Genomic DNA, 20,905 nt, shown 5'->3' on the forward strand with positions numbered 1-20,905 from the left:
TGATGTGGGAAACGCTGGGCACGGTCCGTGACCTGGGCCGACTGCAGGAAATTGCCATCGTCCTGATCCGCTATGGCTTTGGTGACGTGGTGCGGCGCATCGGCCTGGCCAGCACGCTGGAGCGGGCAGGCCGCCTTCTGCACTGGAACGAGGAGCGGCAGGAACTGTTGCGGATGACCGCACCGGTGCGCGTGCGCAGCGCGATGCAGGATCTCGGTCCCACTTTCGTCAAGCTCGGGCAGGTGCTGGCGACGCGCGTTGACCTGCTGCCGCCGGAATGGATCGCCGAGCTGTCCGAACTGCAGAACGCGGTGCCGGCGCTGCCGTACGCGGATATCCGCGAGCAGCTCGAAGCCGACCTGGGCGCATCGCCTGGAGACGTGTTCGCCTTCCTCGATGAAACCCCGATGGCCGCCGCTTCGTTGGCGCAGGCCCATCGCGCGCGCCTGCATGATGGTCGCGAGGTGGTGCTGAAGGTGCGGCGCCCCGGCATCCGCGATGTGGTCGAGGCCGACCTGCGGCTGCTGGCCCGCCTGGCCGAGATCGTTGAAGCGCGACTGCCGGACCTGCGTCGTTACCGCCCGGCCGAAGTCGTGCAGCAGTTCACCGTGTCGCTGCGCCGCGAGCTGGATTTCGCTGCCGAATGCCGCAATGCCGAGCGCATCGCGCGCAACTTCAGCGGCCGTGACGACATACTGATTCCGAAGGTGCACTGGCAGTGGACCTGCGAGAGCCTGAACGTGCAGGACTTCGTCGACGGCATTCCTGGCCGAGACCTGGCCGGCGTCGATGCGGCGGGCCTGGACCGGCGCGAGCTGGCACGGCGTGGCGCTGGCATCGTGCTGAAGATGGTGCTGGAGGACGGCAGCTTCCACGCCGATCCACACCCCGGCAACATCATCTACCTGCGTGACGGCCGCATCGGCGTGATCGATTTCGGCATGGTCGGCGCCTTGTCGGAAGTGCGGCGTTTCCAGGTGGCTCAGCTGCTGCACGGGCTGGTCGAGCAGGACCCGCAGGGCGTGGCCGACGTGCTGCTGGACTGGGCCGGCGGTGTTGAGGTGGACGAGAACCGGCTGCAGCACGACATCAGCCAGTTCGTAGATCAATACCGTGGCGTGCCGCTGAAGGACCTGCGCATCGGCCTGATGCTGGGCGACATCACCCAGCTGCTGCGCAGCTACAGCCTGACCCTGCCGGCTGACCTGGCGCTGATGATCAAGGCGTTCCTGACCCTGGAAGGCATGGGCCGGCAGCTGGACCCGGATTTCGACATGGCCAGTGCCGCGCGCCCGTTCCTGGAGCGGGTGGTGCTGCAGCGCTATGCGCCCAAGGCGCTGCTCAAGCGCGGCCGCCGCAGCCTGCTGGGCCTGGTCGACTTCGCCGGTGAGCTTCCCCGCGACCTGCGCAAGCTGGTGCAGGCGGCGCGCCGGGGACGCCTGCAGTTGAAGGTGGAAACCACGGCGCTGCAGGGCTTCGGCGAACAGGTGAACCGCGCAGCGAACCGGTTGGTGATGGGCATCGTCACTGCTGCGCTGATCATCGGTTCCTCGATCGTGATGCACAGCGTCGGCGGCGTCTCCAGCCGCTGGCTGCTGGCGTTGGGCGTGTGCGGCTTTATCGGCGCCGCCTTCTGCGGCGTGTGGATCCTGTTCTCGATATGGAGAAGCGGTAAACACACCTGAGTGTGTTTACCGCAGCGGTTCCCAGCGGGAACCGCGGAATCGCTGCGCGATTCCTGTAGAGCCGACCGCTGGTCGGCTGCCTTTGCTCCTGGTGCCGGGCCATACCCGGCGACGCTTGCCGAGCATGCCTCGGCCCAACAGGCCCGCGCCACTCCATGTCGTTTGCGGCACTTGCAGTCCCGGATATTAGTATTAATACTACTAACCATGGACCTGACCGACACCCAGCAGGCGATCCTGCAGTTGATCGCCGAGCGTATCGAGAGCGAAGGCGCGCCGCCCTCGCAGACTGAAATCGCACGTGCGTTCGGCTTCAAGGGCGTGCGCGCGGCCCAGTACCACCTGGAAGCCCTGGAGCAGGCCGGTGCGATCCGTCGCATCCCCGGCCAGGCCCGCGGCATCCGCCTGGTGCAGGCGCCGCCGGTCGAGAAGCTGGCCGAGCCGGGCCTGCCCGACAGTGTGCTGCGCCTGCCGGTGCTGGGCCGGGTTGCGGCCGGCCTGCCGATCGGCGCCGACATCGGCTCGGACGATTTCGTGGTGCTGGACCGGGTGTTCTTCTCGCCAGCGCCGGACTACCTGCTGAAGGTGCAGGGCGATTCGATGATCGACGAGGGCATCTTCGACGGTGACCTGATCGGCGTGCACCGCACCCGCGACGCCCATTCCGGGCAGATCGTGGTGGCCCGCATCGATGACGAGATCACGGTCAAGCTGCTGAAGATCGCCAAGGATCGCATCCGCCTGCTGCCGCGCAATCCCGATTACAAGCCGATCGAGGTACTGCCGGATCAGGACTTCGCGATCGAGGGGCTCTATTGCGGCCTGCTGCGGCCCAACCGTTGACCCGTTCCATAGCGCATTACCCCGCGGTCTTTTGTGGCGATTCTCTGGTTCCACTGAGGTTGGTACGGATGTCCGATAATTCTTTTCAGAGCGCCGGGCAGAATCTCAGCCTGTGCGATACGTCCGACTTAAAGTGAACCCATGGCAAAGAAGACCCCCAAAGACAGCACCTCCAACGACACGACCTCTGCAAGGACCAATCCGATGGACGAGAACAAGAAGCGCGCCCTCGCTGCAGCTCTGGGCCAGATCGAAAAGCAGTTCGGCAAGGGCTCGGTGATGCGCATGGGCGACCGCGTGGTCGAACCCGTCGAAGCCATCCCGACCGGTTCGCTGATGCTCGACATCGCGCTGGGCATTGGTGGTCTGCCGAAGGGCCGTGTCGTCGAGATCTACGGGCCGGAATCCTCGGGCAAGACCACCTTGACCCTGCAGGCCATCGCCGAATGCCAGAAGATGGGCGGCACCGCGGCCTTCATCGACGCCGAGCACGCGCTGGACCCGATCTACGCCGCCAAGCTGGGCGTGAACGTGGACGACCTGCTGCTGTCGCAGCCGGACACCGGTGAGCAGGCGCTGGAAATCGCCGACATGCTGGTCCGTTCGGGTTCGGTCGACATCCTGGTGATCGACTCGGTTGCCGCGCTGACCCCGAAGGCCGAAATCGAAGGCGAGATGGGCGACCAGCTGCCAGGCCTTCAGGCCCGCCTGATGAGCCAGGCGCTGCGCAAGCTGACCGGCAACATCAAGCGCTCCAACACCCTGGTGATCTTCATCAACCAGCTGCGCATGAAGATCGGCGTGATGATGCCGGGCCAGAGCCCGGAAACCACCACGGGTGGCAACGCGCTGAAGTTCTACGCCTCGGTCCGCCTGGACATCCGCCGTATCGGCGCGATCAAGAAGGGTGACGAGATCATCGGTAACCAGACCAAGATCAAGGTCGTCAAGAACAAGCTGGCACCTCCGTTCAAGCAGGTCATCACCGAGATCCTGTATGGCGAAGGCATCAGCCGTGAAGGCGAGCTGATCGACATGGGTGTGGATGCCAAGCTGGTCGAGAAGGCTGGCGCCTGGTACAGCTACGGTGAAGAACGCATTGGCCAGGGCAAGGACAACGCCCGCGGCTACCTGCGCGACAACCCGACTGTCGCCGCCAAGCTCGAGGCCGAGCTGCGCGAGAAATTCCAGCCGGCCGAAGCGGCCCGCGAGGAAGGCGACGACGAAGGCGAAGACGAATAAGGCTTGCTGTGGGGCAGGGTGGCGCCGTCAGTGACGTTGCCCTGTCCCGCAGGTTCGAATCGCCCAGGGATGGGCTGGGCGCCACGGATGGCGCCACCCTTGGAGTACCCATGTCCGACGCCGAAGACATTCCGACCGGCCGCAAGCGCCGGCCGCGTGAGCAGACCCCCGTGCAACGGGCACTGGGCCTGCTGGTCCGCCGCGAGCACTCGCGCAAGGAACTCACCCGCAAGCTGACCGCCCGTGGCATCGAAGACGAAGCCGCGCAGGCCGCTGTCGCCAAGTTGACCGAGGCCGGCTGGCAGGACGACACCCGTTTTGCCGAGAACCTGGTGAGGATGCGCGCCAACACCGGTTATGGGCCGATCCATGTCCGCGCCGAGCTGGGGACCCACGGCCTGGACAGTGCCGCGATTGCCGCAGCGATGGACAGCTACGAAGGCGACTGGCAGGAAAACGCCCGTGATCTGGTCCGCCGACGCTTTGGCGAGGCCGGCCCGCAGGACCTGACACAGCGGCGCAAGGCTGCCGATCTGCTGGCCCGGCGGGGCTTCGACGGCGACAGCATCCGCCGCGCGACCCGCTACGACCCGGATGACTGAGACTGGCGGCGCCGGGCCTGATACCCTTTAGGTTTTCGGCGGTCCCTCGCGACCCTGGCCAACGCGGCCGGTGGTCCGGGTCCGCCGGCCCGCAGACTGCCAGCCCCCAATGAACGCATCCGCCAAATTCACGACTTCCCAGATCCGCAGCGACTTCCTTGAATTCTTCAAGGGCAAAGGCCACACCATCGTGCCGTCGGCGCCGCTGGTGCCGGGCAATGATCCGACCCTGCTGTTCACCAACTCCGGCATGGTGCAGTTCAAGGACGTGTTCCTTGGCGCGGAAAAGCGCAGCTACGTGCGGGCGGCCGACGTCCAGCGCTGCCTGCGCGCGGGCGGCAAGCACAACGACCTCGACCAGGTCGGCTACACCGCGCGCCACCACACTTTCTTCGAAATGCTGGGCAACTGGTCGTTCGGCGACTACTTCAAGAAGGACGCGATCGCCTGGGCCTGGGAACTGCTGACCCAGGTCTGGAAGCTGCCGGCCGAACGCCTGCTGGTCACCGTCTACCAGACCGATGACGAAGCCTACGCGCTGTGGCGCGACATGGTCGGCGTGCCGGAAGAGCGCATCGTGCGCATCGGCGACAACAAGGGCGCACCGTTCGCCTCGGACAACTTCTGGCAGATGGCCGACACCGGCCCGTGCGGCCCGTGCACCGAAATCTTCTACGACCACGGTGACCATATCGCCGGTGGCCCCCCGGGTTCCCCGGATGAAGACGGCGACCGCTTCATCGAAATCTGGAACCTGGTGTTCATGCAGTTCGACCGCCAGCCCGACGGCACCCTGGTGCCACTGCCGGCGCCGTGCGTGGATACCGGCATGGGCCTGGAGCGCCTGGCGGCGATCCTGCAGCACGTGCACACCAACTATGAGATCGACCTGTTCCAGGCCCTGATCCGCAAGGCCTCCGAGCTGACCGGCACCGCCGACCTGGAAAACAAGTCGCTGCGCGTGATCGCCGACCACATCCGTGCCTGTTCGTTCCTGATCGTCGATGGTGTGCTGCCGTCCAACGAAGGCCGCGGTTACGTGCTGCGCCGTATCATCCGCCGCGCACTGCGCCACGGCTGGATGCTGGGCGTGCGCCAGCCGTTCTTCAGCAAGCTGGTGCCGACCCTGGTCGAGCAGATGGGCGAAGCCTATCCGGAACTGCCGGCTGCGGTGGACACCGTCACCCGTGCGCTGCAGGCCGAAGAAGAGCGTTTCGCCGAAACCCTCGATGCCGGCATGAAGATCTTCGAGGACGTCGCAGGCAAGGCCAGCAATGGCGTGATCCCGGGCGTTGACGCCTTCCGCCTGTACGACACCTATGGTTTCCCGCTCGACCTGACCCAGGACATCGCCCGCGAGCGCGACCTGACCGTCGACATTGCCGGCTTCGATGCCGCGATGGAGCAGCAGCGCGAGACCGCGCGCGCGGCCGGCAAGTTCGGTGGTGGCGTGACCCTGCCCGCCGAGCTGGTGGCGACCCTGAGCCCGACCCTGTTCCTGGGCTACGACCGCCTGCAGGCTGACGGCCTGACCGTGCTGGCCCTGCTCAAGGACGGCCGTCCGGTGCAGTCGGCCGATGCCGGTGACGCAGTCATCGTCATCACCAACCAGACCCCGTTCTACGCCGAGTCCGGCGGCCAGGTCGGTGACACCGGCGTACTGACCGGCAACGGCGTGCGCCTGGCGGTGGACGACACGCAGAAGTTCGCCGGCCAGTTCCATGGCCATGTCGGCACCCTGTCCGAAGGCGGCCTGAAGGTCGGCGACGTGCTCTCCGGCCGGGTCGATGGCGAGCGCCGTGGCGCCACCATCCTCAACCACTCGGCCACCCACCTGCTGCACGCCGCCCTGCGCGAAGTGCTGGGCACCCACGTGCAGCAGAAGGGCTCGCTGGTCGCTCCGGACCGCCTGCGTTTCGACTTCTCGCACTTCCAGCCGATCAGCGCGGAAGAGCTTGCCGTGATCGAGCGCAAGGTCAACCAGCAGGTGCGCGCCAACAACGCCGCCGAAGTACACAACATGGGCATGCAGGAAGCGCTGGACTTCGGCGCGATGGCCCTGTTCGGCGAGAAGTACGGCGAGCACGTGCGCGTGTTGAAGATGGGTGACTACTCCACCGAGCTGTGCGGTGGTACCCACGTCAACCGTACTGGCGACATCGGCCTGTTCAAGATCACCTCCGAGGGCGGCGTCTCCGCGGGCGTGCGCCGCATCGAGGCTGTTACCGGCCAGGGTGCGCTGGATTACGTGGACGCCGAAGAGGCCCGCCTGGCCGAGGCCGCCGAACTGCTCGGTGGCAGCGCTGCCGACGTGGTCGAGAAGATCCGTGCCCTCGGCCAGCGCCAGAAGCAGCTGGAGCGCGAACTGGAGGCCGTGAAGGCCAAGGTCGCCGCCGGTGCCACGGCCGATCTGTCCGGCCAGGCCGTCGAGGTTGCTGGCGTGAAGGTACTGGCTGCCCGCCTGGAGGGCTTCGACGCCAAGGCCCTGCGTGACGCCATGGACCGCCTCAAGCAGCAGCTGGGCGACGCGGTGATCGTGCTGGCCGGCGCCCAGGACGGCAAGGCCGCCCTGGTCGCGGGTGTGAACGGCAGTGCAATGGGCAAGGTCAAGGCCGGGGAACTGTTGTCCCATATCGCCAGTCAGATCGGGGGCAAGGGCGGCGGACGCCCGGACCTCGCCCAGGGTGGTGGCGAGGACGGGCCCGCCCTTGCCACTGCGCTGGCTGCAGTCGTCGAATGGGTCAGCCCCCGCCTGTGATGAACCTGGCCGTCCCCCTCCTTGTAGGAGCGGGACGGCTGACGGTACCATTGCTAATCTTTTCCCTTTGTCGTGGTAGCGCTTCTTGACGGAGCGTCAAGCCGGTGGGGGATACCCTTCCACACGGTTCCATGGAGACTTACAAAAATGTTGATCCTGACTCGCCGCGTCGGCGAAACCCTGATGATCGGAGACTCGGTGAGCGTCACCGTGCTTGGCGTCAAGGGTAACCAGGTGCGTATCGGCATCACCGCGCCGAAGGACGTTGCTGTGCATCGCGAAGAGATCTATCAGCGCATCCAGCGCGGTGACGAAGCCGGTGGCACCGGTAGCGAAAATTCTGCCGAATAACGCTTTACCTTCGCACTCGATTAACGTTATGATTCACGCCCCGCTGAGGTGCAACGCACCAGACGCGGAGAAAACCCCGGAGTGATGCCCGAGTGGCCGAAGGGGCTCCCCTGCTAAGGGAGTATAGGGTCAAAAGCTCTATCGAGGGTTCGAATCCCTCTCACTCCGCCAGTTGATAGGAAACGCCCGCAGATCAGTGATTTGCGGGCGTTTTTCTTTTTTCGGCCTTGGACACTCGCTTGGACACTCTGTCATGCGAGTAGCGCACTACTTGGTCCGCGGCACGACTGGCCGCTTCTACGTTCGGCTGAAGGTGCCGAGCGATCTTCAATCCCTGCTGGGCTGCAAAGTCATCAAACGCGCCACCGCGACGACCTGTGCGCGTGTCGCCACCGCTTGTGCGCTGGTGATGCAGGCAGGCTATGCTCAGATCTTCGCTGCCCTCAGGAATGACGGTATGGGACCGGAGCTGGATGAGCTCTTGAAGATGCTCAAGGGAAAGCCTATCCGCGAGTTGACCCTTCAAGGGGTCAAGCTGCCGGGTGGTGTGGAGCTGGGTCGTGTCGAGATCAACGACGATCGTGATCGTGTGTTGTTTCAGGAGACCGTTCGCGATCTCTTGGCGCTCGACCCTTTGGCCGCCGCCGTCGAAGGCGTTGTGCCGCCCTCGGCGCCTCTTCCCTCTCGACCGGTGGACAATGAGCGGCCACCCGTGCCGGTGGGTATCACCCTTGCGGATGCGCGCGAGAAATATCTGTTGGGCATACAAGGTAAGAACGTTGGCAAGACCATCGTTCAGAAGCGGAAAGCGCTGGTTGACCTGGAGCTCTTCTTGGCAGGACAGCGCAAGAATGGCCGACCGGTGCTGTTGCAGGAGCTGACGCGCTTGGACTTCGCCGATTGGTTCTTGCATGAGCAGTCCTTGGGGCGGGTGATCACCTACATCGCCAACCGCTTCTCGGTTTGCGTGACCTTCCTGGACTGGGCTCAAACCTCGGGCCTCTATCCCGTCGGGGATAACCCTGCGGAGGGTCACGCTCGGGTGTCAAAGCAGGTCAAGAAGCAGCGGGCCAAAACGCACGGCTCGCAGGCATTCTCTCCAGACCAGGTGCAGCGTGTCTTTGACCCCGAGAACTTCCGGCAACTGAAGGGAGATGCGGCTAAGTGGATCCCGCTCATCCTTCTCTACACGGGTGCGCGTTCCAACGAAGTGGCCCGCTTGGAGCTTGAGGACTGCCGGGAGGAGGAGGGCGTCCCGATCTTCCACTTCACCTGGTTGGGCGAACACAAGAGCCTCAAGACCGACGCCAGTGACCGAAAGACGCCGGTGCATCCCGACCTCATCGCGTTGGGCTTGTGGGAGCGGGTGCGTAGGCTGAAGGCGGCTGGCGAGACCAAGCTCTTTCCGGAGCTGACGTTTGACGCCAAGAATGGGCCTGCCGGCAGAGCTCAGCACGCCTTCTCTCGCTACCTGGTCAAGCTGGGCATCAAGGCGCGCGGCGGCGGCAGGGTGGGGCACCACAGCTTCCGTGACACCGTGATCGGCGCGCTCAAAGCGAAGGGCGTCCACCGTGAGCTCCGGGAGGAGTACACGGGCCACGAGCTGTCCGACCGGCAAGAACATGCCCACGCTTATGAGACGGAGTTCGCGCCGCGGGCGCTGGCCGAGGCTTGCCACCCGGTGCTCCACTGGGGACTTCGGTTGGGCAGGGGGGACTTGGGTGAGGAGTGAGGTCTGTTGCGGGATGAGGGCATCAGGCGAGGTTGTGACTTGCATCTTGCCCGGCGCTACTGCTCACCGATCCAAATCACTTCTCTGGGTATGCCGTGCGCGCAGCCAGCAGTTGGCCACGAGGCTGGCCTCAGCGCGCAGGGTTGGACGGCACGTTTAGTTCTTCCAAATAGGGAAACCGATATGCACGCAGACATTGCAGCCGCCATGGGCTTCGACGACCTCTACGGGGGCAGTGAGGCCTTTCGTACGCGCTTCGATGAGATGCTGGACGCGGTGAAGGCGCTGCCAGAAGGCCTCCAAGAGCGCGGGCGGTCACTGATGTATCCCCAACTGCACAACGCTTGCGTGATGGGGGATGTGGAGCTTGTGAGGGCGCTTTTGGCTACCGGGCTGGGCCCGGACGCGTATTCCTACACAGACGACGATGAGGATCAGCCTCCCTTGGTCTGGCTGGCCCGTGACTTGGAGCTCGATTTCGAGGTTAAGTGTCAGGTCGCCGAGGCACTGCTTGTGGCGGGAGCAAGCGTGGAAGAGGGGGATCCAGAAGAGGAGGCTAAGGACGTTGGGGACGACGATTTCGCCAAATTTTTGCATGCCAAGAGTCGCTCTGACGCGGTGTGCTGATACATAGTCACCCGCATTTCCACTTGTGCCATTCAAGGTCACTGAAACCCTAGCGGAGAAGAGATAACGGTCGAGCGGCTCACGGTCAATTCATTGTTTTGCTTCAGTGTTGAGGCCGGATGTGTGTCCTATCTTGTATCTCTCAGTTACAGACGCTCAATCGCTCTGTCAGTTGGGCTGGCGAGTAGAGCGGGCTCCCCTTGCTGGCATTGGATATCGCAAATTAAAGAGTACTTGCCGGGCGCAAAATGTAAAGTCATAGCTCAATCTTTGGGATGTAAAGCGAGATATTGTCACCGGCGCGGTGAGGTGGGTGTATTTAGATGGAGCGAGCTGCGTTATGAGTACCGAGAGGAAGGCCGTGGAGGCGAGAAAGGTTTACGTTGTGTTCCAAGGCGGAGGCGCCCGCGGGGCAGTCCACGTTGGTGCCTTGAAAGCACTAGAGCTAGCAGAATTTCCGCCGAAAGATCTATCAAAGCCAGCAACGAGACCTGAAATAGTAGGAGTGGCTGGTACCTCGGCCGGATCAATTATGGCCGCATTAGTGTCTGCGGGCTATGAATCTGATCAGATCCTAGATTTGAGCGGAAAGAGTGATCATCACGTCTTGAAAGGGCTGGAAGGATTTTCTTCTGGCTCACTTACCGGGCTCTTCACGGAGCGTGGATGGGCTAGGATAAAGAAGGCTAGGTGGATTGCAGAAAATACCGCCATTCTTAAGTTTATGGCGGTGGACTTGCTGGCTGGATTGGTCTTTGCCTTATTTGCGGCCCCTACACTATTCGCGCTTTCATTGAGGGCTACTGGATTTCTGGTTGTATTCAGTGTGATTGTTGTGCTCTTAGTTGCTGGGTTGGTTTCATTTTTTAAGTTGTGCAAGTTGCTGAGAGAGGGGCTTGCTCCCCTTGATCAAGTTCGTGATGTCATTGATGAGGTGTTGGCAAATTCACCAATAAAGGACGGTATTTCCGGTGGGAAGGATATTACGTTCGAAGAGCTTAAAAATGCTGGTGGTAAGCCCCTCCGGATTGTCGCCACAAATTTGACAAAGAAGACGTTGCAGTTGTTCTCTGTGGATACTACTCCGGGGATTTCAGTTGCCAGCGCAGTGTGTGCTTCCATTTGTCTTCCTTTAATATTTAAACCGTATCCTATAAGGATGCCGGATGGGAGCATAAATGAGTTTGCGGATGGCGGGGTTGTCTCCAATCTGCCTCTGTGGGCTTTTGATGATGAGCGAATGTTCCAGCCAGATTGTTGGACGGTTGGGATTTCACTACGGTCTGCGGATTCATCCAGTGCTGCATCCGGGCATTGGTTAGGGGCGATCATCGATGCCGTTGTGTCCGGTCCTCCGGAGATTCATGCTCGGAATATCCCAGGGCTGGTGATTGTCCCCGCGAAGACAAGGCTGCATCTATTGGATTTCGACAAGAGCCAGAAGTGCTATGTTGATGAGGCGGTTAATGTTGTAAATGAATCGACTATTGAGCTTTACAAGGCAGTTGCAACCCCATTTATTGAGTTAGTAGTGCAGCGTTTTGTAGGCTCACTTGAAGACACAATACGTAGCGCTTTGATTGAGGCGGACTTGCCGCATGACTTTACGCTGAAGGCGGCAATTGCCACGAGGCGAGGTGACGAAATCCTCAAGCTTTGGCCTAGGTTTGAGGTGGGATACGGCCCAGAAGAAGCGGCGGAGCGTCGGCGTCCTATTGCTAGGACTGTGCTGCGACAGGACAAGGTGTTCGTCCGGCAGGCTGAGAGACTGGGCGAGCAGGCGGATGATGATCTGTTCACAGATACTTCAGTTTGGCCACTGGCTGACAGCCTCTGGTGCCTAGCCATGCCTCTTGTGCTGGCAGGGGATACCACACAGCCGGATCCGCCTGTACTGGTGATTGAGTCATCGTCATTGACTCTGGATGGAATTTGCGCTATATACGGGGCGGGTGATTTGAAAAGTTCGTTCACCTCAGTGATCGATTCCGTCAAGCAGATTTTGTTAGCTGTGGATAAGGATTCGAAGCTGATCGATAGCGTCAGAGGTGCGCAGCTATGGAAATAAAACTTGATTCCAACGGCACAACTATCGGCCCCGTCTCGGTCGCGAAGCCCGAGAAAAAAAAGACCGTGGTCGTAAAGGTCAGGCCACAGTCTGCTGATGAACGCTCTTTGGCCAAAACTGTACACCAGTGGAACTTCAATCCGGTTACTGTGAAAAGCAACCCTCCTGAGTCAGGCAAAGTTGGCCAGCCGAGCAGGTTTGGGAAGCTATTTTCTTCCTTCCGGGTTAAGAAATGGTGATCAGTCATTACTTGAAAGAATGGAAGCGGGCCGTTCGCGGCCCGCTTTCTTGCTTGTGCATGGTCAACTGCTTCTCGAGCTGTTCCCGAAAGCCATCGTCGGCGTGGGAGTAGGAAAAGAACACAGTGGGCACAACGTTCTCCTGAGCAGGTGGAGTTATTGCGATTGCATGGGTGGACTAGCCTGATAAGACGCCTTTGCAGTTGATAGGTGAGTTCTTATTTCAACGCCATCGTTTTTGAGAATTCGCACCATCTTTAGCTCGCTGTCGTAGATTGCGATCCAGCTGTCGCTCGCCTCAACAACGCGGCCTCCGGCGAGGCGCTCTGATTCCTTCCAGAGTTCTGAGCCTTTTGCCGAGGCTTCCGCAAGAAGCAGCTTCTTTGTTTCGTCGGCTTTGCTTTTGCCAAACTTCTCCCCTACAAGGCCCGGCACGATGGCCAGTAGCAGGACAAAGCAACCGACGCTCGCTGCGGCAGAGAGGAACACCGCTGATCCCAGGAGCGCAACGATAGGTTGTCTGATCCAATAGGATCGCCGCTCAAGCCACCCTCGCATCGCTGTGTTCTCCTTGACGGGCGCACGGGCGATGACAATGGACAGCGTGGACATTCCGATCATGGTAAACACGATGCCCCAAGGAATGTCGCTGATCAGCCGAATGCCTTGGATGATGACCACGTAGTAGCCATGGATGATTTTTGCATCGGTGGCCTGGGGGAAGAGGCCCGCAGGAACACCCATCTCCGTCAAGTAGGTCGAATGCGCGACATCACCGGACAAATGAAGGAAGAACCCGATCAGGGTAGCTACGGCCAAGATGCCGCCCGCCATCGTTGTTAGCGCAGAAGCGATGTGCGAAGGCGACTTCGCGCCCGGGTTGCTTGCCTCCTTCTTCGTCTGCTCCCCGTCCGCTCCAGTGTCCGCCATTCCCTTTCCTCGCTGATATACGTCCTAAAATCCTTGTGCCAGATTTAATGGACGGACGCAACGCAAAGGCCCCGCCGAAGCGGGGCCTCTTGATGGGAACATCAGGAAGCGCCTACCTGGACGAGGTCCGGCGCATCATGCTGTAGACAATTGCCACCAGACCGGGCACCACCACGTGCGCCGGCACCAACGCCAGGACGAGCAGGCTGAAGATTGCTCGGCTTTGCTCAGGACGCGGCAACAGGTCGGCAAAACCCATTCCTAGGAAAGCTGCCATGTGGATGGCCACCACGATGGTCCAGGTCACGAAGAACCCTTTCCAGAACCCGCCGCGCTGGGGCGAGGGTGGGGCGTACGGTTGCCCTTTGGCATCTTCCTGACGCCGGTATGCCCGGGCGTTGATCCAGTAGAGAAAGCCCAAGACGGTCCAGATGGCCAAACCGCCAGCGATAGCGAGCCAGCCCAGAGTGGCCTCCTGCTGCAGGGCCTCAAGACCGCCAGCCGTGAACACCAGGCCGGCCCCGCCGAGCAGGACAGTCGCGCAGCCGATGTGCGCATATGAGGGTGTAGTCGTCATGGCGCCGGGTCAGAGCTTGTGGGCGGTCCACTCGCCAGAAGCCTTTGAGAAGCGCACTGGCTGAACGAACGGCCGGGCCTGGGCGACGCCTCCAATGTCGAGGACGACAGAGCCGCCCACGTCGCAGATCACTCCGTCAATAGTTTCCGATTTCTTGCAGCCGCTCAGGCTGAAGTCCCGATACTCCTTTACCCAAACTTGGCTGCCGAGCGCGCGCTCAAATTCGGCGGTAATGGCCTTCTTGGCCTGCTCGTCGGAGGGCTTGCTGCCGCAGGCCGTCAAAGCCAAAGCAGTGGTCACGGCGAAAGCGATGTTCCTGATCGTGTTCATGAGGGTCTCTTCCTGGTTGAGGTGGGGGCTTACTTGTCGCGGTTGCCGGCCGGATCAAAGCCGGCGATCCACATGCGGCTGTCGCGGAACGGCGTCAAGATTCCGGAGGGACCGGGATAGAGGTCATCAGCTCGCAAGAAGCCGGACACCCAAGCGGTGCTCAGGGCAATTCTCCGGGCCTGCCATGCCACGCCCTCTCGGGTCGTGCGCACGTTGAACGGTTCCCTGGGTGGGGTAGGGCCGGTGGTTCGGTCGTCGCCGGTGTTCGGCTTCCCAGGGCGTACCCTCAAGCCCACCATCAAGTCGGTGGTGGCCTTGGCTCGGGCGTTGCTGTTGAGCTCCGCTTCTTCCCCCAAGTCGTCCCGGATGGTCAACGGGGCGTCCGCGCACGCGCGGAAGGTCTCGGTGGTGGAGGCGGTGGCGCCGGTCCAGATCCGGGCTTCCACGGTCCAACAGGGCAAGCTTGCGCCCCATTCCTTGTAGGTCAGCGCGACCCGCGGCCAGTCCAGCAGGCCCTGCTGGGCGGCCTGGTGGTTCTCGTTCTTGAACAGCCCGTTGATGTGGCCCGCACCGCTGATTGGGGTGTAGAGCGGGCCAGCGGCGGACGTGCTGCTGGTTGCTGGCTTGGCGCCCAGTGCTTGCTGGCCCGCGTCTTTCAGGCTCTTTCCCAGCTGCCGGAAGAAGCCGGGCTTCGTTTCAGAGGGTGCTTGGGCCAAGGCGGGGAAGCTGGCGATGGCCAGTGCGAGGAGCGCGACGGCTCCTTGTCGTGCGTGCTGCATGGGTAATCCCCTGTAGACCACCGACGCGGTGGCATTTACGATAATCGCAGATGTGCATTCCGGTTCCAACCGTCAGACTTGGAAGGAGTTCAGCTGTGGTGCAAGATTCCGGATGCCCCAACCCAAGACGCCCGCGACGGTCTATGGCAAGCGCCTGCGCAGTGCGCGGGTCGCGAAGGGTTGGACGCAAGCCCAGCTCGCTGAGCGCATTGGCATGGTCGACTCGGTGTCGGGAGCGACGAGGGTGAGCCGCTACGAAACAGGGCAGCACGACCCAGACCCGGCCACTTCAGAGGCTCTGGCGAAGGCGCTCGGTCTTCCGGTGGCCTACTTCCACGCCACGTCCGACACCCTCGCTGAGGTCATCCTGCTGGTCTCACGACTGCCTGCGTCCAAGCAGAAGGAAGCGTTGAAGAGGCTGCGCGAACTGTCAGAATCTGCTTAACGATAGACGGCGTATGGCGTCGCTTAGCTATTGCTTGAAGGGCGGCGCATCGATGTGCTTCTTCGCCTGAACGAGTACCAGGCACTCCACTTTTGCCCGGGTCACCGCGTTGTAGAGCAATCGCCGCTTTTGTTCACTGTCTCCTGGCGTTGCAGCAGGCCAAAGAACCACAACATGGTCGAATTCTCTGTTTTTTGCCCTGTGCACGGACATCGCCTTGTAACCGAAGTCCGAAGAGCGCTGGAACCTGACGCGGCTTGCACAAATCTGTTTAACGGCGGCTGAGAGCATCTCTCGAGAGATAGCTACGTCACGCTTGGTCCGAATCAAGCGGTCCACCCAGTTGGCAAACTCATCATAGAGACCTTGATTGCCTGTCGCTCTCACGGCCTCCAAAGCCTCGGCTGGGGTAGCAACAGCGGGAGCCACTATCCGAGCCAAGAGTGCTTCCACGACCTTTTCCTCGGCCTGTTCCCAATCGACTCGGTAGGGCCCATTGCCCTGCTTGGTGGCTTTGGTGGCAGACGTCATCACAGTCTCTTCTGCGAAGGCCTTCACTACAGGGGATATAACTGCCAAGGACTTCTCCCTTACCTTCCATGCGATCTGGTTACTCAAGAAGGTAGACGCCAGTGCAGCGTTCGCTGTCGCTCTGACAGAGAACCGGGGGCCGATGGGGAGATCCAAGCCAGACCTGAGTGCAGCGGCGGCGTTGAGCAATGAATCCACGTTTGTGCGCATCGTCCGCTCCAGCTTTACGTGGTCTTCTTGGGTTTGGAGCCAGCCCCATGCCGGATTCGGTCGAAGGTCACCGTCCAGGCACTGGAACTCATCGGCAGCAATGAGCGTTGTCAGTTCCGATGCGAGGTGACGGACGACATCTAGGCGGTTTGCAGAGAGATCCTGAGCCTCGTCAATGATCAAGATGGGATATGAGGCCTTCACCCAGAGCACGACGCGGCGGTGGTTGAGAAGGGCTGCGGCTACCCGGCACGTCTCTTCGTATTCGGATTCACGCGGCTCACCGTAGTGCTCCTGGGTAGCCAGCGACTGCCAGCGTCGAACAAGCCGGGCGGCGAAGCTGTCTAGTGTGGCGCATTCGTAACGACGTTCAATTCCCGGAACCCGGGCAAGTCGATCATCTAAGCGTCGCCTAGCGCCGTGCATGAAGGTCAGCGCTAAAACCTTACTTCCGATCTCCAAAGGCGTCTCGGCAATGACCTCTGCAAGCTTCTGCATCAGCTGGTATGTCTTTCCACTGCCCGCCCCGCCGGAAAAGACGGTAACGGTCATGGCTGGAAGACCCAGATGTTCTCGGCCCTGCTAAAGCGGGCGCTCTCCAGATCGGCGCAGGCCAACGCCATGCCTTGGAATAGCTCCGACGCTCGCCCTCTACATGCCTCGTTGCTGACGATGGCATCCGCGATAGACTCGTAGAGCACCAAGTCGCACTTCTTCGTTTTTGCATGCGCTACGACCATGGGCACATCGGCATCCGCCAACGTCGGAGTATCCCTCGTTACTACCGCAATCGCAGCTGGGTCAGCAGAGAAGATCCAAGACAGGACATCTTCCAGCATCTGACCATCGGACCACCTGATGATAGAGCCGGGACGAGCCCCCGCCTGAGCAAGTTCCGCGGAGTATCGGAAGCCTTCTCCGTCGCCGTCCACAAGGCAGCAAACGCACGGATGCAACCGCTGAAGGTCGGTCCAAGTCTCAACAACCTTGGCATCTTCGGTTGGAACTAGGCCGACCTCCAACCCGAATGAGTGAGCATGCTCGCCTGCCCAGCCTTGTCTAAGCATGAGTGGCTTGAGAAGTGTCTGTAGCAACAGGTGATCTGAACGGCCCTCGGGGACCAGCACAAACGAGTGCATGAGGGCGTTAATGACCTCAGTCCGGTTGTGCTGATAGAACTTGCGTCGCCAGTTAGCCGTTTGACCATCAAGATTTTTCTCCAAGAAAGGCTTGGCGGTCAAAATCCCACCAGTGTTTCTAAGCAGCAAGACGGAGGTGGGATCAGCCATCGCGGCAATGGTTGGAGAGTGGGTGGTGACAAATGTCTGTGAGGACAGTGCTTGGACTCTCAGCACAATCTGCTGCTGAGTTGCCGGAGGCAGATGAAGCTCTGGCTCTTCCAAGGCCATGGTGAAGCCTTCGCCGCCTTTAGCACGCAGTCTTCCAAGCTCAAGGAGGAGGAACAGCCCCTGCAATGAAATCAAACCGTTTCCTTGGCGGGCGGCGGGCACACTAGGTCCGTTCGGCACAGCGTAGTGGGCCGCCACGGCATCCAATACCGAGCGGCTGTCCGTGGAAGTGACACGAAGCCTCAGCTTAGGCGAGCCTGCAATACAGCGCGCGACCTCATCGTTCACGCTGTTAACTAGGGGCGCAATCTGCCTGTCGTCCTCAATGGCTGTTTCAGGCGATCGCAGCTGGTCCCGCTGGGCAATGATAGCGCCGGCTGGCTGCGCGGCTGCGGCATGGAGGGTCCTGCGAAAGAGCTCGCTGCCCCACGACAGCACTCGATCCCAGGTCCGACTTGCTCTAACCAGGAAGAACCCAAAATGCTGTATGAGCCGATGGGGAACCGCTACCGGCGAGTCCTCATCGAAAGGGTCGACTGCGCCATCGTGGTCGTGGAAGTAGCGCACGACCTCCACTGTGAGTGACAGCCGGTCAAAATAGGCTTGAACTGCAATCTGGCAGCAGAGTTGTTTAGCGGTCTCTGTCGGCAACGGGTGAATCTTGCCGGTCGCCTCGTCCAACCACTTCGGGACAGCGCGTCCATCTCTGAACCATTCGGAGTGCTGATTGGGGTCATTGCCTTCAAAGCCCGTGATAGTCGCAATCAGCTTGATGCGGTCATCCGGCAGTGGATCCGACCCAAAGAAGTCGTGCTCCGTGAGGTCCCGTATCAGACGATCCCTACCAAGGATCAGGGTGAGGGCCTCGATAACAGTGGTTTTGCCGGTGTTGTTGCTCCCAACTAGCACCACGTGTTTGCTGAAGCGCAAGTAGCCCTCACTCACGCCACGGAAGTTATGGATGGCAAGATCTGCAACTCGCATGATTTCCCTATGCGTTGGCGGACGAGGACCTCCTCGAGAACCACAAATGTCCTACGGCTTTCTACCGGTCTCGCTCCCTCTCTGCGACATAGCGGTGATATGAACAGATTGTTTCGCCATACTCGTCTAGGCCAAGTGGCTGTGAACAGACGGCGCATTCGATCGGCTCAAGCTCAAAGCCGCAGGCGAGGCACATCTCCTCCTCGTGAACATATGCCTCCTTGTTACATTCTGGACAGGTATCCAGGGGGTCAGGCCCGCCATCCTTTGCAGCCAGGAAGCTTGCGCCGGCAAAGAAGTTAGGAAGGATGCGACCAAGCCACTCCTGATTTGAGCTGCTATGACCGCAAGCTCGGCACGCCCACTGGGCCTCAAATGGGTTGGTGTTTTGGGCTTGAGTTTGCCTGACCAAATGGGAGCTGCACTCAGGGCACCCCTCGCGCTCAATAGCATCCGTCAGCGAGGTAGGCCCGTCGATTGGAGCGTAAGACGCCCTGCACTCTGCTCTGAGGCGGTCTTCGATCTCCTTCTCGGCTACTAGGAGGGCCCAGGAGTCGTCGTCTATCTCGTCCTGAGGGTCCACCCCTAGGTGCTTCGGCATGAACTGAGAGAGGAAAAGAAGACCGTCAGCGAAAGCGCCTCGGATCTGACCCACGTCATCAACGTGGTGGTGCTCGACCCGGTTCCTGACTCGTGTGATACGGTCTAAGAGCTTTCCATCTGCTTCAATGCCGAGCGATTTAAAGCGGGAAATGATCTCAGAGACGTCAACTGTCGTCTTTCCAGACCCCTCAAAGATGACTTTCCCATTGTCATCCAGCGACGGGCTGATTTGCTTCCAAATCAAGATCTCGTCTTCGGGCGACAGGCGGCGAAGCTTCTCTTTACACAGGAGGAGAATGCCGGCGGTCAGGTTTCGGACGGCTGAAGACAGTCGGGGTGGGGACCCTTCGTTGAAATCCTCCACGCCAACCTGTATCGCGTTGAGCGCGTTACGGTATATCGGATGCTCCGGCATGACCCATCCCCTTTTGGTTTATTGAAGGATAGAACGTCTTGGGCTCGGAAGGCGAGGCTTCCAACCGCTTCTTTGGATGAATCGGTAGGGTAATGGACTGGATCCTTGGGTGAGGTCAACACTATTGAAATTCTGTGGAACTTACGTTCGACTGCTGACAGTATGGCTGGTGGCCAAGAATGCTCTCATGAGAGAGCGCTCTGGCGGGGACGCCAGCCCCGTTAATAGAGAAATGGGTTATGAGTCTTGTCTCATTTGCATGCAGTTCTGCCTTGGCCCTGACTACACTCAATCGCTCAACGCAGAGATCAAACAGCTAGAAGAAGGAGCCGGTCGAGAAGCGCGGCAGGGAACGACGTCCCCCCTGGATGAGTGAACTTTGCTCCTGAGTAGCCCATGTTGCAAGTCGCCAGAAGTCGAAGCTCTCCTCCGACTTGAGCCTGCCTGGAGTACGTTCGGAACCCGACGCTGTCGACTATTTGATCAGGAGTTCACTGGGCTCTTTGCCCTTCTGCACCAGCGCAGCCAGCCACCTCGGTTGTCGGCCACGTTCTGGTCAGGCTGTCCTGCAGAAACGCGAGAGGAGCTGCCCAGTGAAACTCCCTTGTGGCGCGTCACTTGGTGGTCCCCCGCACTCTCGGTCACTGGCCAAAAACAAGAGTCCTAAGGTTCCTAGATGCGTTTCCAGTATGGCCGGCTGAAGTCGGGTTTCAATGGTCGTGCTGTCATTCGATCTTAAGGAGGGCCGATGTTGCTTGTTCCGTGGAATCCATCGCGTTCACCGATCACCGAGACGTGGTTCCTACGATAGGCATCTTCCGTATCGCTGAACGCGGATGTCTCGATTTTCGGCAGTGTCACTTCCGCCTCGGCGGCTGTTTCGTTGTATGGACGTGAAGCGGGCAGCGCCTGCGTGAGTCTTAGCACCTTCGCCGTTTTAGTTCGTTCGGATTCTGCGTCTCGCCTGAAGGCGTAGACCAGAGCCGCAACAACGACCACGGTGAGAGCCGCGATGAGAGCGTAGGTGGTGATGGGCGACACGGCGTTCTCCGGATTTCTTCTGGAATGTTCTCATGCATCAGTCAGGTGCAAAGTTGCGCTCAACCGAACCTCCTATTGCTGGACTAGGTCAGTTTGTTGGCCGCGTTCGGAGGATGGGGGGAGGAAAGACGGCCGTGAGGAAAAAATGGCGGCCACTAGCCGCCGTTTTGCATCTTGGCAGTCGAAGTTCGCTCAGCCCGGGCCGACACGGTTCCGGCCCCAGTAGCCATGCGGCTCACCGCTGGTCGACAGATGGTTCCCGTAGGGATCCTCGTCCTGCAGCAAGAAGCTGTTGTCGATCTTTTTAACGGTGTCGTCGACCTCATCGAGCGAAGCCCGATGGGACGGGGAGGCGGGGAGGCCGGCCTTCAGGTGCTCGATCTTGGAGGCGTTGCGACTGCGGATCAGTGCATCGCGCTTGAAGGCGAAGATGACGCCAGAGACCGCCGCTGCAGCCAGGCCATACAGGAGGTAGTCAAGTTGGATGGTCATGCCCGGCTCCTTGCTTATGTGGCCATCATCCCACAGCCTTTGAGTTCCACAAGTTGCACGCAACCTCTTCCA

The 20,905-nt window shown here is 60.7% G+C and carries 20 protein-coding genes and 1 tRNA gene; 11 read left to right on the forward strand and 10 right to left on the reverse strand.

Features of this window, described 5'->3' with window-relative positions:
* The first annotated feature begins 2 nt into the window (after positions 1 to 2).
* From ubiB to CKW06_RS09255, 10 genes are all read left to right on the forward strand, one after another.
* Complete coding sequence (ubiB, locus tag CKW06_RS09210; RefSeq protein ID WP_024956658.1) at positions 3 to 1,685, forward strand: 2-polyprenylphenol 6-hydroxylase; 1,683 nt, start codon at positions 3 to 5, stop codon at positions 1,683 to 1,685.
* A 207-nt stretch (positions 1,686 to 1,892) separates the two neighbouring features.
* Entirely contained in the window at positions 1,893 to 2,528 is a 636-nt protein-coding gene (lexA, locus tag CKW06_RS09215) for a transcriptional repressor LexA (RefSeq protein ID WP_005412936.1), read from the forward strand.
* Between the two features lie 204 nt (positions 2,529 to 2,732).
* Positions 2,733 to 3,770, forward strand: a complete 1,038-nt coding sequence (recA, locus tag CKW06_RS09220; RefSeq protein ID WP_005412937.1) for a recombinase RecA — start codon at positions 2,733 to 2,735, stop codon at positions 3,768 to 3,770.
* Between the two features lie 110 nt (positions 3,771 to 3,880).
* Entirely contained in the window at positions 3,881 to 4,372 is a 492-nt protein-coding gene (recX, locus tag CKW06_RS09225) for a recombination regulator RecX (protein ID WP_005409024.1), read from the forward strand.
* 109 nt (positions 4,373 to 4,481) lie between these two features.
* On the forward strand, positions 4,482 to 7,130 hold the full coding sequence (gene alaS / locus CKW06_RS09230; protein ID WP_005409025.1) for an alanine--tRNA ligase: 2,649 nt from the start codon (positions 4,482 to 4,484) through the stop codon (positions 7,128 to 7,130).
* Positions 7,131 to 7,277: 147 nt separating this feature from the next.
* Positions 7,278 to 7,481 carry a carbon storage regulator CsrA gene (csrA, locus tag CKW06_RS09235; protein WP_004152909.1) on the forward strand — a complete coding sequence of 68 codons (204 nt, stop codon included), beginning with the start codon at positions 7,278 to 7,280 and terminating at the stop codon, positions 7,479 to 7,481.
* Positions 7,482 to 7,559: 78 nt separating this feature from the next.
* A tRNA-Ser gene (locus tag CKW06_RS09240) sits at positions 7,560 to 7,652 on the forward strand.
* A gap of 82 nt (positions 7,653 to 7,734) precedes the next feature.
* A complete protein-coding gene (locus CKW06_RS09245) occupies positions 7,735 to 9,213 on the forward strand; it encodes a site-specific integrase (RefSeq protein WP_024956659.1) in 1,479 nt (492 codons plus the stop codon).
* Between the two features lie 183 nt (positions 9,214 to 9,396).
* On the forward strand, positions 9,397 to 9,840 hold the full coding sequence (locus CKW06_RS09250; protein ID WP_024956660.1) for an ankyrin repeat domain-containing protein: 444 nt from the start codon (positions 9,397 to 9,399) through the stop codon (positions 9,838 to 9,840).
* Between the two features lie 340 nt (positions 9,841 to 10,180).
* Positions 10,181 to 11,908 carry a patatin-like phospholipase family protein gene (locus tag CKW06_RS09255; RefSeq protein WP_077684414.1) on the forward strand — a complete coding sequence of 576 codons (1,728 nt, stop codon included), beginning with the start codon at positions 10,181 to 10,183 and terminating at the stop codon, positions 11,906 to 11,908.
* 395 nt (positions 11,909 to 12,303) lie between these two features.
* Here CKW06_RS09255 and CKW06_RS09260 read toward each other — a convergent pair whose 3' ends face one another.
* From CKW06_RS09260 to CKW06_RS09275, 4 genes are all read right to left on the reverse strand, one after another.
* A complete protein-coding gene (locus tag CKW06_RS09260) occupies positions 12,304 to 13,077 on the reverse strand; it encodes a hypothetical protein (RefSeq protein WP_024956662.1) in 774 nt (257 codons plus the stop codon).
* A 112-nt stretch (positions 13,078 to 13,189) separates the two neighbouring features.
* The gene (locus tag CKW06_RS09265) at positions 13,190 to 13,654 is read right to left on the reverse strand and encodes a hypothetical protein (protein ID WP_024956663.1); all 465 of its coding nucleotides are present in this window, start codon (positions 13,652 to 13,654) and stop codon (positions 13,190 to 13,192) included.
* Positions 13,655 to 13,663: 9 nt separating this feature from the next.
* Positions 13,664 to 13,984 carry a lipoprotein gene (locus CKW06_RS09270; RefSeq protein ID WP_024956664.1) on the reverse strand — a complete coding sequence of 107 codons (321 nt, stop codon included), beginning with the start codon at positions 13,982 to 13,984 and terminating at the stop codon, positions 13,664 to 13,666.
* 29 nt (positions 13,985 to 14,013) lie between these two features.
* Positions 14,014 to 14,763: a hypothetical protein gene (locus CKW06_RS09275; protein WP_024956665.1), complete on the reverse strand. Its 750-nt coding sequence runs from the start codon at positions 14,761 to 14,763 to the stop codon at positions 14,014 to 14,016.
* Positions 14,764 to 14,875: 112 nt separating this feature from the next.
* Here CKW06_RS09275 and CKW06_RS09280 point away from each other — a divergent pair, with 112 nt between their 5' ends.
* A complete protein-coding gene (locus CKW06_RS09280) occupies positions 14,876 to 15,208 on the forward strand; it encodes a helix-turn-helix domain-containing protein (protein WP_024956666.1) in 333 nt (110 codons plus the stop codon).
* 27 nt (positions 15,209 to 15,235) lie between these two features.
* On the opposite strand, the gene CKW06_RS09285 is transcribed toward CKW06_RS09280, so the two are convergent.
* The 6 genes from CKW06_RS09285 to CKW06_RS09300 form a co-directional block, all read right to left on the reverse strand.
* A complete protein-coding gene (locus CKW06_RS09285; protein WP_024956667.1) occupies positions 15,236 to 16,501 on the reverse strand; it encodes an ATP-binding domain-containing protein in 1,266 nt (421 codons plus the stop codon).
* Entirely contained in the window at positions 16,498 to 18,282 is a 1,785-nt protein-coding gene (locus CKW06_RS09290; RefSeq protein ID WP_024956668.1) for an ATP-dependent nuclease, read from the reverse strand. Before CKW06_RS09290 ends, CKW06_RS09285 begins: the two co-directional genes overlap by 4 nt.
* A gap of 61 nt (positions 18,283 to 18,343) precedes the next feature.
* Complete coding sequence (locus CKW06_RS09295) at positions 18,344 to 19,300, reverse strand: hypothetical protein (protein ID WP_024956669.1); 957 nt, start codon at positions 19,298 to 19,300, stop codon at positions 18,344 to 18,346.
* A 475-nt stretch (positions 19,301 to 19,775) separates the two neighbouring features.
* On the reverse strand, positions 19,776 to 19,829 hold the full coding sequence (locus tag CKW06_RS24185) for a hypothetical protein (protein WP_425513466.1): 54 nt from the start codon (positions 19,827 to 19,829) through the stop codon (positions 19,776 to 19,778).
* Positions 19,830 to 20,035: 206 nt separating this feature from the next.
* Positions 20,036 to 20,341 carry a hypothetical protein gene (locus CKW06_RS23555; protein WP_134967743.1) on the reverse strand — a complete coding sequence of 102 codons (306 nt, stop codon included), beginning with the start codon at positions 20,339 to 20,341 and terminating at the stop codon, positions 20,036 to 20,038.
* Positions 20,342 to 20,533: 192 nt separating this feature from the next.
* Complete coding sequence (locus tag CKW06_RS09300; protein ID WP_024956670.1) at positions 20,534 to 20,833, reverse strand: hypothetical protein; 300 nt, start codon at positions 20,831 to 20,833, stop codon at positions 20,534 to 20,536.
* Positions 20,834 to 20,905 lie beyond the last annotated feature (72 nt).

The organism is Stenotrophomonas maltophilia (assembly GCF_900186865.1).
Taxonomy (GTDB): Bacteria; Pseudomonadota; Gammaproteobacteria; order Xanthomonadales; family Xanthomonadaceae; genus Stenotrophomonas; species Stenotrophomonas maltophilia.